The organism is Nostoc linckia z4, from assembly GCF_002608075.1.
GTDB lineage: Bacteria > Cyanobacteriota > Cyanobacteriia > Cyanobacteriales > Nostocaceae > Nostoc > Nostoc linckia.
In genome coordinates this window covers 1-18315 of the sequence record NZ_LAHA01000068.1, presented here as the reverse complement: position 1 = coordinate 18315, position 18315 = coordinate 1, and the positions used below count along the sequence as shown (strand labels likewise).

General features: G+C 40.9%; 11 protein-coding genes. 7 read left to right on the top strand and 4 right to left on the bottom strand.

Features of this window, described 5'->3' with window-relative positions; all coding sequences use genetic code 11:
• Nucleotides 1–83: 83 nt before the first annotated feature.
• Nucleotides 84–4382 carry an AAA domain-containing protein gene (locus VF06_RS32990; protein WP_099070355.1) on the top strand — a complete coding sequence of 1433 codons (4299 nt, stop codon included), beginning with the start codon at nucleotides 84–86 and terminating at the stop codon, nucleotides 4380–4382.
• A gap of 70 nt (nucleotides 4383–4452) precedes the next feature.
• Here VF06_RS32990 and VF06_RS39815 read toward each other — a convergent pair whose 3' ends face one another.
• On the bottom strand, nucleotides 4453–4632 hold the full coding sequence (locus VF06_RS39815; protein WP_143861811.1) for a hypothetical protein: 180 nt from the start codon (nucleotides 4630–4632) through the stop codon (nucleotides 4453–4455).
• A gap of 69 nt (nucleotides 4633–4701) precedes the next feature.
• Nucleotides 4702–5562: a hypothetical protein gene (locus tag VF06_RS43120; RefSeq protein ID WP_099070354.1), complete on the bottom strand. Its 861-nt coding sequence runs from the start codon at nucleotides 5560–5562 to the stop codon at nucleotides 4702–4704.
• On the opposite strand from VF06_RS43120, the gene VF06_RS32980 reads away from it, so the two are divergent.
• The 6 genes from VF06_RS32980 (at nucleotide 5552) to VF06_RS32955 (ending at nucleotide 15126) form a co-directional block, all read left to right on the top strand.
• Complete coding sequence (locus VF06_RS32980; RefSeq protein WP_306474314.1) at nucleotides 5552–5905, top strand: helix-turn-helix domain-containing protein; 354 nt, start codon at nucleotides 5552–5554, stop codon at nucleotides 5903–5905. The genes VF06_RS43120 and VF06_RS32980 overlap by 11 nt on opposite strands.
• A gap of 253 nt (nucleotides 5906–6158) precedes the next feature.
• On the top strand, nucleotides 6159–7256 hold the full coding sequence (locus VF06_RS32975) for a hypothetical protein (protein WP_244918201.1): 1098 nt from the start codon (nucleotides 6159–6161) through the stop codon (nucleotides 7254–7256).
• Between the two features lie 279 nt (nucleotides 7257–7535).
• Nucleotides 7536–7814 carry a hypothetical protein gene (locus VF06_RS32970; RefSeq protein WP_099070351.1) on the top strand — a complete coding sequence of 93 codons (279 nt, stop codon included), beginning with the start codon at nucleotides 7536–7538 and terminating at the stop codon, nucleotides 7812–7814.
• 376 nt (nucleotides 7815–8190) lie between these two features.
• Entirely contained in the window at nucleotides 8191–10305 is a 2115-nt protein-coding gene (locus tag VF06_RS32965) for a hypothetical protein (protein ID WP_099070350.1), read from the top strand.
• 750 nt (nucleotides 10306–11055) lie between these two features.
• A complete protein-coding gene (locus VF06_RS32960; protein ID WP_099070349.1) occupies nucleotides 11056–11496 on the top strand; it encodes a hypothetical protein in 441 nt (146 codons plus the stop codon).
• Between the two features lie 108 nt (nucleotides 11497–11604).
• The gene (locus tag VF06_RS32955) at nucleotides 11605–15126 is read left to right on the top strand and encodes an NB-ARC domain-containing protein (RefSeq protein ID WP_099070348.1); all 3522 of its coding nucleotides are present in this window, start codon (nucleotides 11605–11607) and stop codon (nucleotides 15124–15126) included.
• Between the two features lie 847 nt (nucleotides 15127–15973).
• On the opposite strand, the gene dnaB is transcribed toward VF06_RS32955, so the two are convergent.
• Together dnaB and VF06_RS32945 are read right to left on the bottom strand one after the other, a co-directional pair.
• The gene (dnaB, locus tag VF06_RS32950) at nucleotides 15974–17377 is read right to left on the bottom strand and encodes a replicative DNA helicase (protein ID WP_099070347.1); all 1404 of its coding nucleotides are present in this window, start codon (nucleotides 17375–17377) and stop codon (nucleotides 15974–15976) included.
• A gap of 40 nt (nucleotides 17378–17417) precedes the next feature.
• Complete coding sequence (locus VF06_RS32945) at nucleotides 17418–18233, bottom strand: hypothetical protein (RefSeq protein ID WP_218964543.1); 816 nt, start codon at nucleotides 18231–18233, stop codon at nucleotides 17418–17420.
• Nucleotides 18234–18315 lie beyond the last annotated feature (82 nt).

Here is an 18315-nt window from a genome sequence, read left to right as displayed (position 1 = left end):
TTCGTCCTTTAACTCCTTAAGGCTGTTTTTTTTTATATATGTTATTTTGTATTGATTTAGCTAAAATCTCGGAAGAAAGTTGAATGACTTCAACCTGCCCCCCTCGAATCCTTTCTAAAAGCAAACTCTCAATGTTTCTGCGTACGCAGTGTGACAGAGAGCTTTACTTATCATTGTTTAAAGGGAATGCTGATATCCTTAAGGCATCAGGAATACCTGTACCCCTTAAGTCTAGACCTGGTGTTCAGATTATTACAACATCTGGAAGGGAATTTGAACGGGAGCAGTTTGATGAACTTATCCGGACTTTACCAGGACACGTTATATTTGAGCCTGGATATGCTGACATTGATCCAATAAAGGCACTTACTAACGCACCTGTGCCTTCACTAGTACTTCAACCTCAAATTGAGCCTGAAGTGTTTAGAGAGTTTGCCTTAAACAACCTTGGGTTAACGCTCCAAGAGCAAGATTACATTCCAAAAATGGCAGGTTTGAGACCAGATGTACTTCTTATTCAAAAAGCAAAGCCTGGAGATTACGAGATTCTTGTGAATGGTTCTCGCCATCGAGTAGAAGACGGAGAATCACGTCTGGCAATCAGTGTTATTGACCTAAAAAACGTTACAGAAGCGAATGCCAGTTATGCGGCTGAAGTTTGTCTTTACGCTTTTTTCCTTGCCAACTGGCTAGCAGGTGACACTACAGGACTTAAAGAGAAGTATTTTGTATGTGATCGTTTGTATCTATGGAAGCATCTGGAGATGCCAAGGTTTCAGCGAGCGCTTACATTAAAGGCTAGCACTTCTGCGAAGAAGCGAATTGGTGCACTTGTGGAAGATTTAGAAGAAGGCATTGTTGATTATCTCATTTACATGCCGAGTGTACGAAAGTTCTTCAAAGAAGATATACCACGCGTTGTTTCAAAGGGTGATGCTCATGGATGGAACGCTGTTAGTTACCATGTAAATTCACGTTGCAATTCATGCGATTGGCTTGGAAACACCGACTGGCTCTCAAATGACGAGTTACAGCATTACAAGAACAATCCAGATCATTATTGTTTTTATTCTGCTGATGCAGCAGATCATCTATGCAAAATGTCAGGATTGAGCAAGGGTGCTTCCCAGATTTTAATTAATGGAGGACGTACTCAAATTTCACATCTAGCCGGGATATTAGGAACAGATCCCATTCTAAAGAAGCACACTCTCCTTAAACGTGACAAATCGCAGATTGGTGAGCGAGCCACGGCATTAAGCACCGGAAACACTACTGTCGATAGGACAGCACGGATTAGCGGCATGGCAAAAGAGTTTAATGCTGAATATGACATTATCGTAAACTTTGACGCCGGATCTGGATTGCTAACTGGGATTGCCATCCGTGCTATCCTTTTTGCACCTTTTGAGCAGAAGTTCATATTTCCAGATGGTTCAGAACGTAACGAACGTTTACTCGGTGAAGAGGCTTTTGTCGTACCTAAAGATAATGAACAAGCTGAATGGGTAGTTCTACAGTCATTTATTGAGAAATTAGCTTCATGGACTACAGAAGCTCAATCCGAATTCAATAACAAAGATTGGGGTAACGTCAGGACTCAAATTTGTTTTTGGGAAATTCGGCAATATGAAGAATTATGCAATGCCTTTGGACGGCATCTTCTAAAAGTACTTAGTCTAAGAGCTAATACCCAAAAGGCATTAGCATGGATTTTTCCATCTGAAGACTTAATGGAACAAAGCGAACATTTAGTGCCTGGAATTGTATTTATTAGGGATATTGTTAATGCTGTTGTATGTTTACCAGTCAAGTTTTCTAACACACTTTTAGGAGTGGTAGAAAAGTACCACTACCCTAGACTTACTCCAAGACAAGTTGATAAGTACTATCGAGAACCACTTGGGGATGGAATTCCGCGTGAGCGTATCTTTGAAATATGGAAGTGTACTACCGGCACGGTAACAATGTATGGAAGGCCGGCAAGCATTGTTGAAGCAATTCAGAAATATGGAAGTATCCTTAAAGCTCAAGCCTGGGCACTTGGTAGCATCACTGCTCAGTTGCGTGTTGATCTGAAAACTGGTCTTAAAGGCAAAGCTCCACAGTTAAGCTTGTCAGTACTCCAGGGAGCAAGAAAGGTAGCAAAAGATTCACAGTTGTGGATTAAATGGGATCAAGTATCTGTCGCAACAGCAGAAACCAATAAGAAAGCAGAATTAATTACCAAAGGCGAATCCTTGGAAGCTTCATACAAAGCAATTGTACTTACAAAGCTTATATCCCAATTGGGGGGTAATAACAGATACGAATTTGAAGTCAGTGATGAATCCACAGAAGCCAAGTTAGAGGAAGGTGGCAGCTTCTATGTAGTAGGCATCATAAGTAATCCAGGATTCCCCCAGGAAACGGGAAGAAGTCTTGGAATATCCATAAATCTTCCTGAAATAGATTTTGCTAAGCTCAGTACGCCAATGCACAAAGTCATTGCCGTCACACTTGAAAGCTTTGATCGTGTGAACAGAAAAGCAACTATAGCGTTTCGCCCTCGAAGTAGTTGGATTGAGCCAATATTTAATGAAGTTTTTGAGGGTGATTATCTCCCAATAGATGATGAGCCACTCTATTTGCTTGAGGGGCTTCCTTATGATGATTCTGATATTACAGAAAAGATTCTTCGTGCAGTTGGTGATCCGGCTTGCGCTCAGGCGGCTCCTGAAGCTTTGGCAGCTATGGGAAAATCAGGAGCTAAAGTCTCATTAGGGACTGATCCAATTACACCGATCGCACGCGTTTTTTGGGAAGCAAATATATTAATATCACAGCCAATCCGAGATGATGCTCACACACAGGTAATTGTAGACTTTGCAGCTTCAGCAAATAAATATCCCTTGAATGCCAGCCAACAAGACGCTATTCGCGCTTGTGCAAAAAATCAACTGTCAGTTATTTGGGGCCCACCAGGTACAGGAAAAACCGATACACTGGTTGCATTACTACATGCATTAGTGTTTGAGTCTCAGTCATCACAAAAAAGTCGAAAAATTCTTATTACTGGGCCAAACTATCGTGCAGTTGAAGAACTTGTTTTTCGACTTCTCAATAACCTTAATAATGACGCGCGTTGCATTGCTGATGTCTTCATAGTTTATTCGCAGAGTCGTGAACCTAAGACCCTTCATGATAGTATAAATCCTCATCTTGATGCTAAATCCATTCGATTAAACTATAAAGAACCAGATAATGACAGTAAGGCTTTACGCGCAAGCCTTACTAACCTTGCAAAGGTTACAATTACTGCAACTACAGCTCACGTAGCACAAAAAATTTCTAAATTTATTTATTCTCAAGAGAGTGCATCTCCTATTCAAGAAATATTTGATTTTATTGTGATTGACGAAAGCTCACAAGTTCCTGTTACTCTTGCTATGCGTCCTATTTCTACGCTAAAAGAAAATGGACAGCTTATTGTAGCTGGCGATCATCTACAGATGCCACCAATTTTTAGCCTTGAGCCTCCTAAAAATGCTGAGTATTTAGTTGGAAGCATTCAAACCTATCTTTTAAAAAGATTTATGCTCCCAACACAAGAGCTTTTAGTTAATTACAGATCCAACCAGGATCTGGTCGATTATGCAAAAACTCTTGGGTATCCACCAAAGCTTCAAGCTTATAATCCGATAAAACAGATTAAACAAATTTCTGATTTAGATGCAGTAATTGCAGGACTACCAGAAAACCTGCCAAAAACAACAGCATATAAAGAATTGCTTTCTCCAACGCGAACCGTAACTGCTTTTATTCATGAAGATACAATTTCGTCCCAGGCAAACGAGCTGGAAGCTAAAATAGTTGCTGGACTTGCATATTGTTTGCGTTACACCGTTGCAAAAGAGCTTTTTGAGGGTCATGATGAGACCACATTTACGTCGTTTAGTGATGAAGAGTTCTTTAAGTTTGGAATCGGTATCGTAACACCACACAAAGCACAAAAAGCTCTGGTGATAAAAGAACTACAAAAACTTTTTCGTGAAGCAGCACCAAATCTTATATTTGAAGCGGTTGATACTGTTGAACGATTTCAAGGCGGACAACGCCAAACAGTTATAGTGTCTTTTGGGGTAGGTGATACTGATATCATTGCAGGAGAAGAGCAGTTTTTACTTCAACTTGAGCGTACAAATGTGGCTGTATCAAGAGCAATGGCTAAATGCATTATTTTAATGACAAAAGCTTTAGTGTATCACTTACCGACCGATCAGAAAGCTGCTAAGACTGCAATAGGAATTAAATCTTACATTGAAGAATTCTGTAATAATTATGCTAGCGTAACGATTGAAAATAATAACGATGTACGCAGTGCTGAAGTACGCTGGCACTAAATGCGAACTGCATAAAACTCACCAAACCTTCTGGAGTAATGTCTCTTCCCTTTTTTCCTAAGCCGGGAATCTAATCTGATGCAGCTTCTAAGTAGGGGTAGATATAGGGGGCGGGATAAGTGCGATCGCACCAGCAGTTAATGGCTCCATGTACTACCTCTTCAAGCAGTGTTGTCTGTATTAATACCACATTATTTAGATTACAGATTCCATAATCGAGGTAGTTAATGACAATCATTTGAAGAGCCACAGGGGGCAAGCCCCCTGTGCAGTCGCGGCTAACCTAGTTCACTACACCTGAATTGGCAGTCAGTTGAAGTTAATACATCTTTTCCATCATTTGTAAAAATTCCTGAACTACTAGTTCTGGTTCTTGCTGACATCTTTTAGCATCGAATCGCTCAACTACTCGGATTCCATGATTACGGAAATAGCGTTCCCGTTCTTGTTCTTCAACTCGCCGTTCTGAGGTATGAAAAGGGCCATCCACTTCCAGAATCCCAGCCTTACCCTGATAAAAAATTAAAAAGTCAGGTTCTAAATTACGTTTTCCGTTGGGAGTGTTAAGCCTACCTTTGCAATTGGGAAAGAAAGCGACATCCGGATATTGCTCAAGTGCTTTTGCAATTTCCACCTCAGGATTTGAGCGGAAGCGTAAACCTGACCACTGATGATTCGGCTCATTTGAACTGAACACAGCCTTTTGATTAGTAGCTGTGTCAACAGGTTTAAGTCGAGGTTGTGTCGCTGAGGTGATTGAGGAAATCACTTCTTTATCAACTTTTTTCCCCGCTTTGAGAATTTCCACTAATTGCACTATGATGCGTTCTTTTTTACGTGGCAGTATCTCTACAAGTTGTGATAAGGAAATAATCAACTGCGTACCAAACCATTCAGTTTTTATCCCCAATTCCCGCGAACGCTTATAAACAAGCAGACATTTATATGCAGTAGCAGATGAATATTCCCACTCAGAAGTATTGAGCCATTTTGTAAATTGGCCATAGCCTAAATGTTTTCGAATTTCCCATAGCAGCCGCCCACTGTGATAGTAACCAAGTATGGCCGAATATAAGTTGACTTTAATCTCATCTACAAGACCACGTACCACCAAGGCTGTTTGAGTACTTGTGTACTCAAATTGCAGCAGATTTTTTTCTAGAGATTGACTGTATTGCATAAATACTGGTGAGGAGAATATTAGACAATTAGACAAATCTGCGGTTTTTGCATATTGTAGCAGCTACTGTAGCCTCCGTTCATGGGAGGTTCAATTTACTCACTCAGGTATCAATCAAGCTTTTCTCAAGCGACTACGCCAAGCTCGGGAAGAAGCTAATTTGACACAGGTAGAAGTGGCTAAAAAGCTGAACCAGCCGCAATCTTTCATTTCACGTTGTGAATCGGGCGAAAGAAGAGTAGATATAGTTGAACTTACAGATTTTGCTGTGATTTACAAAAAACCTCTCGATTTTTTTGTTGATTTTCACTTTGATACTGAAAACACCTCTGAAGCTCCGTAACAAAAGTCTTGAATTCTAAGAGACCCTTGCAAAAATTAATTTGAAAAAAAATAGCCAACATCACAGTACTTTAAAAAATACATTTCTACTACGCAAACAGCTTTTAAAGACTCAAATCTTTCTCCTGTCGATGCTGTTGTTTTTGAAGGTGCAGAAGTTTAGAAGCCATAACCGATAGCAACTATAATTATTGGTTTCATTTAATGAGGATTTTATGTGCCTTGACAGTTCACCGAACAATATTATCAATAACATGACTGAGGAAGAAATTCGTGAGTGGGCAGAGTCGACGTTCCAGAGACCAAAAGCCTTACAAGAGTTGCCGCTTATCTTAACTCCTATATATCTATTTAAAACTCCAGAAGAACTGCGTCGACGATCATCTGTTGTTAAGCCAAGCTTGGATGCATGGATGCTCGATGCTAAAAAAGAAGATGAGCTACTGCGGATTGAAAGACGTTTTATTCCCTTTGTTGAAATTTACATTCCAGATACGCCTAAAGGAAAGGAATTTTTTAGCATTGCTAAAGCGATTGGTGAAATCCCAATGCAAGCACAAGTCAAACCTAAAAACGAGAATCAAGGCTACTGGTTGAAAACTAACCATTACTTTTATCAAGCTAGAGGCATTCTATTTGCTCATAAACTTTTGGGTGTAATTCCTAATCCCCTAAGAAAGCGCGGACTCTTCTCGAAATATCTACCAGAAACTAGCATCCGCAATCTGGATCAGATCGCCAACGTTGACTTAGCAGAGTATCATCTCATCAAGGAGGGAGAAGATTATATTCGACAAAGGGTTGATACAGCCAATATCGTCTCTCCATCTAACAAGAATCCATTTGAGTTGTTTCTCTCAATTAAAAAACAAGCTTTCCTCGACAGTTGGAATTTAGGGCCTGCTTCTCTAGAACCAGTTTCTCCAGAAACGAAGTGGTTGTCTATCGAGGAACAAGAGGATTTCTTGAGGAAACGCATTCGTTTATTAGAACAAAACCCTTGGATGGAGCCAACCAAAAAGCAGAAAAACAAGCAAGAGCAGATAACGTATAAACAAGAGGAGCAGGAATACCTGAAGTTTCTTAAAAACTATCAGTGCTACGGTGATTTCATTTTGGCATTGCGACCACTACATTGGGAACTTGAAAAGCCTTGGGAGCAATATATAAAAACATTAAAACTAGCCAAAACAGCTTATATTGACGATTTATATTGGCAGGCAGGACAACCCTACAAAGCACAAGAAATCTCAGTGGGCGAACAACCTCATCAAACGCGCAGAACAAGAAAACGGCAACGTGTTAAAGGAGCTGTAGACATATTAGGCTACATACATTGGCAGTGGGCTTAATATTTCTTAACCGATTCCGACAAACTTCTTCGTGCTTATTACTTTCATGTATTTTTCAATCAGGCTGATTAACAGCCTGATTTTTTATTGCTTTCCTGCCACTTAGATTGCTTAACTAGCAATTTCAACAGCAGGTTGTGGTAGCCAATTACTAAATATGTAAACCAGATTTGGATTGGCTGATTGTTTTATTACTCCTGATTTGGGGCTTTACAGTTACCTATTGTTTTTTAACGATGGAACTGTAAACAATTTAATTCACACTGGAGCTATTGCCTTATGACTAATATCCGTCACCCTAATTTCAAGAAAGTTAAAGCCAACAAAGACTCTAGAAAAGAGCATCAGAGAAAGCCTATTCGTAAGGGCTTAAAATCAAGGCGCGGACAACCAGAACATTATTCAGAAATCAAAAAATGTGTCTCAATTGGTATTACTCCAACTGCTTTAGCTGGATTAGATGAGCTAAGCCAACAACGGGCAATTTCTCGCAGTGAAATGATTGAACGTATTGGACGCGGAACAATCAAATTAGTAGATATTGATAGCTCTAGCTAATACATAAAAGCTAATTTGCTTACTGACTTGAAAAAACTGTCAATTTTAACCCCCACTCATTCATCAATAAACTAATGACCAACCATGTTCAGGATTTATTTAAGACCAGTTATTTATTTAGTTTCATCAACTTATTTATTGAGATTGATTGATGAAAAACTACCCATCATCTTTGAGTAGCAAGATGTTCAGGTCTTATTGAAGATTTGGCTTCTCCCCAAAAGGGTTGGAGATGAATCCGTACTAGTAACACCAATGATTAATAAATCTGTCAAAAATTCAATTGTTCTGTATTGCCTAATCTATCACATCTTAAGTCTTATAGAAGACTTAATAAATCGTTTGATTGAAAAACATCTCCCGGAAGTTATTTATTATGTCTAATAATCCTCAGAATTTATGGTCAGCTTATCAACTTTATTGTGCTGGTTTACCACCCATTTATTCTTCTCAACAATTGCAGAGAATCCTCAATGAAACCAATTCTGCTATCTTCAGATATTTGCTAACTGAATTTGGTTTTCAACGCCAGTATCCACAAAACAAGATGACTCTGGCAGAAACGCAGGCTGCTAAAGCTTACATGGAATCATTGCCTATACGTTTATTGCCTCAGGTAAGAACAGCAATTCAGAAAGCTTTTGACAAATTGAACGTGTCTGCGGCTAGTCGTAATACTTATGGCGCCAGAATTAATCAGTGGATAACTTGGGCGGAACTTGAAAGTTGGTGGCCGGGTAACTTGCGGCAAAGAGAAAAGTTTCGCGCTCAGTGTTGTCCACCCAGGGTGAACAAGTATGGGGATATGTCCAATACGCCTTTGATGCCGGGTAAGGGTAAATCACTGCGTTATCGCCTGCAACCAAAGCAAACTCCACCGCAATTGCAAGCCGAATTGAATCGATTCTATCAATTCATGATCCTTGCTAATTGGCAGGGACGAGTGATTGAAGGGGTGAAAGAATCAACGGCTCAGGGACACTTGAAGAATGTCACACTGTTTCTGGGTTGGTTTTCCAAATACCGCTCTCACTATGCTCTTATGGAGAAGAATGAACTGTCGCTGTCATTAATTTTTCCTTTGGTGACAGAGGAAGAGGTAGAACAGTTGACTCCCAAACAACAGCAAAAGCTGTGGAAGACTCACAAGGCTTACTTAGAAACGTGGATTTGCGATTATTTCAATTTCTTACAGTCTGTGATGCATTCCACGAGTCCGAGAACTCGTCATCTCAAGCTGTTATCGATTCTGATCCTCGGTAAGTTCATCTACCGTGATTTGGTGGAGGATAAGTCAGATTATGACAACATTCCCTTATTTAAGCTGGTGAATAATCTTTTAAAGCGAGAAGCTGATGCGGCGAAGGAATGGTCTCGCAATCGCCATTATGTTGCTGACCAATCGCAAAAATGGCCTGATGTGCCATTCGGGAAATCTGCACTCTCTGTGGTGCAGTCAACTGTAGTTGAGCCGTTGCGATTGTACTGCCGACCTCGCAACAATCAGGGCAATTTTCGTTCGCCACAGCAGATAGCTATTAGTCATCAGGAGTTTTTAGCTTGGGTTGATTTGGGGTTAAGTCCGGCTCGTCGCCAACAAGAGCCGAGGAATTTGAAGGTGGCACTGTGTTGTCCGGTGACGCGACCGGCTGATGTGCCGGCTAATGGTTTGTATCATCCTTTACCACCTCCGGCGGTGCGGGATAAACGTGCTGATGGCACGCTGGAGGATAACTATATCTACAAAACTTATACTTATGAGGGTAAGTACTACCAGGATGGGGTGTGGGTCAAGGATATCCAAGATTATAAGACTCGCAAGTTTCATGGTCACAAGTCATTCCAAATTCCCAATCACCAGTTTGGGGATGGTAGTTGTGTTTATGAGTATATTGAACGCTATCTCTATGGTTGGTGGCTGCCTGGTAATTATAAAAATTCCCAAACTTATAGTTGGTGGGAAAAAGGGTTACAAGGAGTCCGGGGACGTTGGGTGACGGCGGGGCGAGCTGAGTTTACCCCGCTAGATACTTGTTGTCTGCTCCCAAATTCTAAGTCGCAGATGTGGTCTTGGGGATATTTCTTTATTGTGCCTGATGTGGGCAAATGTTATACGGATAGCACGTTTGCTAACTTTTTTGCCTATCAGGCACATTCGCTGATTGGCAAGAGAGTAACGCCGCATACGATGCGCTATATTTGGGCGACTTGGGGTTTCCAAGTGGGGCTGTCGGATGCACAGTTACGGTCTTTGGCTGATGCAATGGGTTCTACGGTGGAGACGCTGCGTTCGATGTATGAACGCTGTACTCCGTCCGAGAAGCGGCGGTTAATTAAGGAGGCGATTGATGAGTTATTGTTTGCTGATGCTGGTAATGATGATGAGGTAGTGATGACGAATGTGGCTGATTTACAAGGGATTTTTCAGTCTATTCAGTGTTTGAGTGACCAGCAGCGTGCTGAGTTGATCAAAATGCTTAAGTCGTCATAGTCCTGACTTAGGGGTTAAGCAAAAATAAATTGAACAAACATGAGTTGGGGTATCTGTCTTGGCAACACTATAAATCGTGGGGTATCGAAGGTTTGTTCAATTTATGAAGAGCGAGGATGCTTAGGCTGTAGCTCACCCGAAGCGGGCGCAAGTTAATAGACTTGTCTCAAGCATAAGAGAGCAAATTTCTACCTCTGCTCATTTCTCATTGCAGAGGTAGAAGCACGCTTAATTGCAGATTCAACGAAATTCTAACAACGTGAAATCAATCATCTTCGCCGTTTATTCCACGAAATAGCCCTTATGTCGTTCTAAAGATTTTAATAAAACAACAACAACAATGATGCTCAATACCCAGTTTTGGCATCGCTGTTTAAAGATAAGGACGACTTGTTTAATGACGTAATTAAAGTAAGCCACTAGTTCTAGATTGGTGAGGGATACTGTACCAGATAGCGACAAACTTTCACTGTAAAGTGTTAGGTGATGCTTCTGCTGCCCTTTAAACAGATACAGGCATCGTCAAAACCGAGAACTTCTTGGTATCGTTGTGAAAAACATAAACAAGGTAAAAGCTTTATCAGGCTTATGTTTTGAGCGTTGTGAACGATATAATAGCCCTTTCGTGTAATTAAGCTTGAACTATGAGCCTAAAGAATAAGCTAAATAAAGATTTTCTTCATTAATTGCGGAATTTAGAACAAAAACCATGTGTTAATAATAAAATATGATGCCGCTTAAGAGGTGTAGATGGAGCCATTAACTGTTGGTGCGATCGCTGTTGGTAATATAGTTGCTACTAAAGTTTTAGAAAAAACAACCGAAAAGGGAACAGAAATTTTATTGGAAAAAGTTGGTAAGTTTTTAGTTACCTTGAAAAAACACTCTCCTGATACTGTAGTTGCTATTGAGAAAGCGCCATCTCAACCACTAGATTATGGCAAAGCTGTAGTAGAAGTAGAATCTGCTGCTAAGGCTAATCCTGAAGTGGCTACTGCTGCACAAGAATTGGCAACAGCAGCAGAAACTAATCCACCACCAAACTTGGCGGAAATCTTGAGAGAGATAAAAGAAGCTGTAGAGAAATCTCAGAAATCATATCCTTCCAGTTTTACTCAAAATTTGGAAAAAGCAATTAATGCGGCTCAAACACAAACCATTGACCAAAGAGGCAGTACTTTTAATATTTGACCGAAGTCGCCCGAAGGGGAACGGGTAAAGTCAACTCCCCAACAAGCACCACCTTTACCACCTAATTTTGTAGAACGTCCCTTACCCCATGAAGCAGTAAAAGCAGTTTTGCTGGGGCAAGAAACAAAGAGTCAAGGAACTTTAGTTGTTAGTGCCATTTATGGATTAGGTGGAATTGGTAAATCAACATTAGCTGCGGCTATAGCCCATGATCGGGATGTTAAAGCTTGTTTTACAGATGGGGTTTTGTGGGCAACTTTAGGTAAAGAACCCGATTTGTTGCCATTATTAAGTAGTTGGATTCTGGCTTTAGGAGATAATAACTATAAACCCATTCAATCAGATGATGCGAAAAGACACTTGCAGACATTACTTAATGATAAAAAAGTCTTGCTGGTGGTAGATGACGCTTGGAATCCAGAACACGTTGAATATTTTCAGGTTGGTGGTGCTGGTTGTCGTGTACTTGTAACCACACGAGAGGCTGTAATCCTGGGGGCAAGTCGCTATGATTTGGATGTGATGACAAAGAGCGAATCGCTAAAGCTTCTAGAAAGTCAACCACAGCCGAGACAATTTACCCCAGCAGAAAAACAGCAGGCGGAACTTTTAGCAGAAACAGTTGGTTATTTACCCTTAGCGTTAGAATTAGCAGCAGCGCAGATCGCAGATGGAATAACGTGGTCAGAATTATTAGAAGATTTAAGAGCAGAAATAGCTCGTTTAGATACACTTGACTTATTTGTAGACTGTAGTAGTGAAGAAAAGCGCAAAAAGTATTCTCTAGTAGCTTCTTTTAATCTCAGTTTGAATTCTTTAACTCCAGAATTATTACAACAATTTGCTTGGTTTGGAGTTTTACCAGAAGATGTAGCTATTACCCATGCAATGGCGGCAACGCTTTGGGGTGTTAATTCTAGACAAGCTTTGACAATATTACGTCAATTACGGTCTAAAGCATTACTGCAAACGGGAACAATTCAGTTTGACGAAAAACCAACTTACAGGCTACATGACTTAATGCACGATGTAGCTGTTGGATTACTTAGAGGAGAGAAATTCCCTAATGAACCAGGAAAACTACCAGGACTGGGATTCAGTTTACCCGCTGCTCATTCGGCATTATTAGACCGTTATCAAGAAAAAACTCAATCAGGGCAATGGCATACATTACCTGCTGATGGTTATATTCATGCTCATTTAACTTGGCATTTCCAACAAGCAAACCAACTTTTGCAGATACATCAACTTTTACAAGAGGAAACCCCAGCAGGAGCTAATGGTTGGTATGAGGCGTGCGCGAGCTTGGGACAAACCACCAACTTTGTAACTGATGTTGCTCGTGCTTGGGAACTGACGAATGCAGCGTGGAATGAGTCTGATACAGAGAATCGGATCAAAATTTTAGGGCTGCAATGTCGTTACGCCCTGATGCAAGCCTCTGTTAAAAGCATAACAGAAAGTATTCCAGCCACTCTATTGGTGGCATTGGTGCAAAAAAAGGTATGGAGTGACACTAAGGGTTTGGATTATGCTCAACAAAATCCAGAGACTTTAGCAACACTAGTACGTTCCTTAGAATCCTTACCACAAGGCTATGGGGAAAAAATTCGTGAGATAGTTAAAACAACTGCTGATAAATTTCATAAGGCTCTTCTTCTATGTGCGTTAGCACATCATCAAGAAAACTTACAACAAGAGGCACTAATAGCAATCCGGTCTATTGGAAATGTGTACTATACATATATAGCATGGGGTACACTACCATCCAAATTACCAGATGAGATAAAAAAAGAAGCTTGGGAGTGGGTAAAACAAAATAGTCCTAATAATAAGACTGATTTTCAATTCCATACTTTGAGAAAGTATAGTAATAAAGCTGATTTTCAATTCCATACTTTGAGAAAGTTAGGAACTAAATGGGAAGAGTTTCTACCACGTACTCTCAAAGAAACATCAGCAATAGAGACTGAGGATAAAGAAAAAGAGGAACATTGGAAAAGCAAGTCTATATATCAGGTACTTATACTATTATCTAAAGATAAAGAGAAAAATAAACATTTGCTCATAGAATTTAAGGATAAAGCTAAAGAGATTAAAAAGGTACATTACCCAATTTATGTTCTGGTTGCATTAGCTTCAGATTTACCTGACACAGAACTTCCCCAAATTTTGGAAGAGGTAAGAACAAATGCTGATGAAAAGTACCGAGCCAGAGCGTTGGCTTGGATTGCTTATTATCTAAACAATAATCCATTAGCACCTGAATATCTGCTACCAATACGAAATAGTCTGCTTAACAATAACTTGCTTAAAGCTCTAAGTATACTAGCTCCTGAACTACTAGCTCCTGACAAATTTAGAAACGATTTACAAAATTATTTATTAGAAGTTCTCCAGAATTGCCAAGCAGTAGAGTTATATGAGATGCTAGATATGGTCTTAGCAAAATTAATTCCCCTTTTGCTAAAGCATTTAAAAATAGAAAATATTTATAAAAACATACTAAAAATTGAAATAAAAGAACATCAATATCCGATTTTCGATGTGCTGTTTCGAGAAGCATCCAAAGAGCAGCTCGAGAAAATTTTAGACGCAAGGAAAAGAATCAAATATCAGGATGATCAAAATGACCAGGATGATCAGGATGTTCAAACCTTAACGCTATGCAAGTTTTTACAACACGATTTCAAAAAGCCACCAAACCTTATCCAAAATATTTTTGAGGCGACTAAATCAATTAAGTGTGAGAATGATAAAGCAGAAGCACTTGTAATATTATCTCCATATTTGGCGCAAGTAGGTCTAATACAAGAGGCATGGGATGAAGCGGAAACGATTCCGAAGGAGAACTGGTTGCAAATCTGGGTTAAAAGTAGTCTTTTTCCATATTTGCGTGAAGAGCAGAAACAGAATGTTATCAATGAAATAAAAAATAGTAACTTAGATAATAACGATAACAATTTTATCTGTCATGATTTGATCAGAATTGAACTGCTTTACACCTCTATTTTTCCTAGAGAAAAGCGATTAGAAGAAGTGAAGAAAATTAAACTCGAATTCTGTTACCCACTTGCTATAAAGAGACTGCTACCTGACCTATCTTCAGATCAACAAGTATTAGAAGTTCTAGAAATAGTAGAAAGCTGTATTACAGACGATACAGACGATATAGAGAAAGCTAAAAGCTTGGGAATTATATCTCCAAAATTATCTACAGAATGTCTAAAAAAGAAAGCACTGAATATAGCAAGAGAGCAAATTAATGACAAGAATAAGAATTTGGCCTTCTGCGGACTTTATCCGTATTTAAATACTGAAGAAAAATGGAAAGTGGATCGTAATTTAAATATTGATGACAAAGGGGAGGTAGATGATGACTTAAACAAAAATCAGAATAATGACTGGAAAGACAAGATCATCGCTATATCTCAACATCTAGAACCTGATAAACTCTATAACCTTTGGAAAAAAGGACTCCACATTTTAGCCACCAACAACCGCAACCGACTTCTTTTAAACCTTGGTGATTTGAGTCCTGTCATTTTTCAGCTAGGTGGTGATAAAGCAATCATCCAAGTCTTAGAAACTATCGAGGAAGTAGAAAAACAGTTTGGAGAACAAGCGTGAAAATAATGTACCAGATATTTAATAGTAAGCCCCCTGGCTAAGATATTGTTGAATGAAAATAAAAGGAGCAAATATTACAGAACCTTCCAATGTAATAGGACACAATTTATTTCAAGGCATAGTTCAGAAGTCAGATAGAATAAAACTAGCCTGTTACTCACAGCAGAGGAAACTACTGTAAATTGAATTGCATAGAGAGGAAAATAAAATGTATATATATTTAGAAGAGTTAGATAGTAAAGATCCCTATAATAATTGTTCTAAGTATAGCTGCTCTATGCACGAACCTATCATCCTCGTATGCGATCACGTTCACTACGGACCTAATCATTCTTACGATGTTGAAGTTGATGTTCTTTATCCAGTCAAGAAGTTGTTTTATAAACAGCCAAACGCACTAACTAGGGGGGGGAATAGTCAATATACATTAAGACCACTACCCCCGGATAAGTACAGAGTTTTAATATTGAACCCCGGACAAGGTAGAGAATCGTGTTTCTATATTACGGTAAGACTGTAAGTATACTTGGCATAGAGCCGAGATCCCGATACTGTTGGCGAATGTAATACATGTTTGTATTTTAAAATATTACGCAAGCTCAAACCTCGAATCTATGGTTGCGGCTTTTAGTTGTAACACTTTTGTTTATGAGTTTGTAACACTTTCGCCAACAGTATCTTCGCCAGATCTTCCCCGATATGAGTGTTGCTTAGTTTCTCTGGCCATGCTTTTTAATCTCAGACATTTTAGGCTGACTACGATCGCGGAACCCAAATCAATGCTCTCAATTATTTTCTTGCTTCTCATGCGAAATTTGGGTTGTTCGTATTCTCAATAACTCAGCATTTACACGACTCGTAACGTTGGCGGACTAGGCGGGCTGTCGTTGCGACCTCGTGCAAGGTTCTTAAATAAGGTGAATTGCCCATCAAACAATAATCTCACCGTACCAGTCGCACCGCCTCGGTGCTTAACTATACTGACCTCTGCTACCCCTCTGTCAACGGACTGCTGGTCGTAGAGTTCGTCCCGGTAAAGGGTAATAACAATATCGCTGTCCTCCTCAATTCGCCCTGAGTCGCGCAAATCTGCAAGTGTGGGGCGTTTGTTCGTTCTTCCTTCTACAGCCCTATTAAGCTGACACAGAAGCGCAATTGGGACGCTGCATTCACGCGCTAGCTGCTTAAGGGCGCGGGTAACTTTACCAATAGAAAAAGCTAGGTTGCTGCTGCTGGTATCGATGCCGTCAATCAAGCCCAGGTAATCAATACCAACCATCCCTAACTGACCATGCTTGGCGATGAGGCGCTTAACTTTGGCGCGGACAGCAGTAACAGTTAAGTATGGGTCGTCATCAATAAAAATGGGTAGTTCAGCCAAACGCCCCACGCTTCTAGAAAGAGACTCCCATTGATTGCCGCTAACTTTGCCTGATTGTAAAAAACTGCTTTCGATGCCAGCATCCTGAGCCAGGAAGCGATCGCCCCACTCCTCCTTGTCCATTTCCATCGAGAAAATTACCGAAGGGTAGCCAGAGTGCGCCATATTCATGGCTACATTGCCCAGGAAGGATGATTTACCGCAACTAGGGCGGGCAGCTATAGTAATGAGTTTGCCGCGTTTAAAGCCGCCGTTGAGTAGGGTATCAAGGTCGTAGAATCCAGTAGGGAAGCCGCGCTTGCTACTATCCTCTGTTGCTTGGCTGCGTTCCTCAATCCTGGAATATGCATCAATCATGATTTCATCCAGTGCTGTGGGTTCGGTTTCGCCGAACGCATCGCCAGTTACATCCATGACCTTTGACTCGGCGCGTTGTAGCACCTCTGGCAGTTCGGCTTGGGTTTCATAGCCCAGATGCACAATTTCATTACCAGCCTTAATTAACTGGCGGCGGCGGTACTTATCCATAACCAAGCCAGCCAAAGCGTCAATATTGACCGCAGAGACAGTTCTATCAACTAAACTTGCCAGCTTATTTCTGCCACCGATACGAGTGAGCAAGTCATTATCAGAAAGCCAATTGGTAACAGCCAGCAGGTCAGTTGGCTTACCCTTGGCAGCCAGCGCAGCCGCGGCTTGGTAAATGTCTTTGTGGGTGCTGATATAGAACGCATCAGCTACTAACTTGTCGCTCACTCGCAAAAAAGCTTCTGGGTCTAACAAAATGCCGCCAAGTATCGCCTCTTCAGCTTCTATATTCTGTGGTGGTAGGCGATCGCCTGTTGCGGAAAAGTCCAATTCTTCAGTCATTGTCAACAATCTCCATTAAGTCCGATGTTTTGCGGAAATATTACGCGACATCTTCCAGCCATTCGGGATGGTTGCCTTGCACCCATTGCAACCAGGCAGCGTTTTGGGCGGTGAAATTGTCCAAAAATACAGCACCGGAAACGCAGGCCGATTTGTACTGGCGGACTAACATCTCATGACGATCGCTTTCCCATACGGTAAAGGACGCAACTTGGGCAGAGACGCGATCGCGTGAGGTGATGAAGTCGTCCCAGGCTAAATCAGCGTCCTGTGGGTACTTGTTGCACCAGTTAGCGGCGTGTCGGGCGGTCTGGATACTAGGCGCGGTTTCTGAAAGCCACTTCATGAATTCGCGGCGTAACTTCGGTTCGGGGCATTGCCAGCTTTGAGAATCATTATCACGCGGCGCGGAACCTTGGCCCTCATAATTGGTTTGTTCGTTAGTTGGAGAGTCTTTCTGGTTGTTAACAAGGAAGCGACTATCTAGGGTTGCTTGGATTTCGGGAGAGGCTTGGCTTTCTTCTTCCAATTTTTTCACCACCGACCGCTCTAAGTCTTTATTGGATTTACTTCTATTGGATTTACTTAGTAGGTCTGGTAGACCTAACCTGTTAGGTCTACCAGACCTAACCCCTAGCTCTGGTAGACCTAACCGTACATCATTTGTATCATTAACATCCTCTATAACTTCTTCATCGCGGATAGGTCTGTCTGAGCTACCCGTACTATCTGGCGTGTTTGGTGGTATAGGGTTAGACCAATTACGACGGGGTGCAACACGGTAAAGGCAGGTTGTACCTGGTCGCTTTTCCTTGATAATCAAGCCGTATTCGGTGTGGTCGAGCGCCTTGGCCATTTCGCCGAGGATGTGCGCGCGGCCTTCCTTCGCTTGATCGAGCGCGGTGCGCATGATCTCTTCGGTGATGCCGGCGATCTTG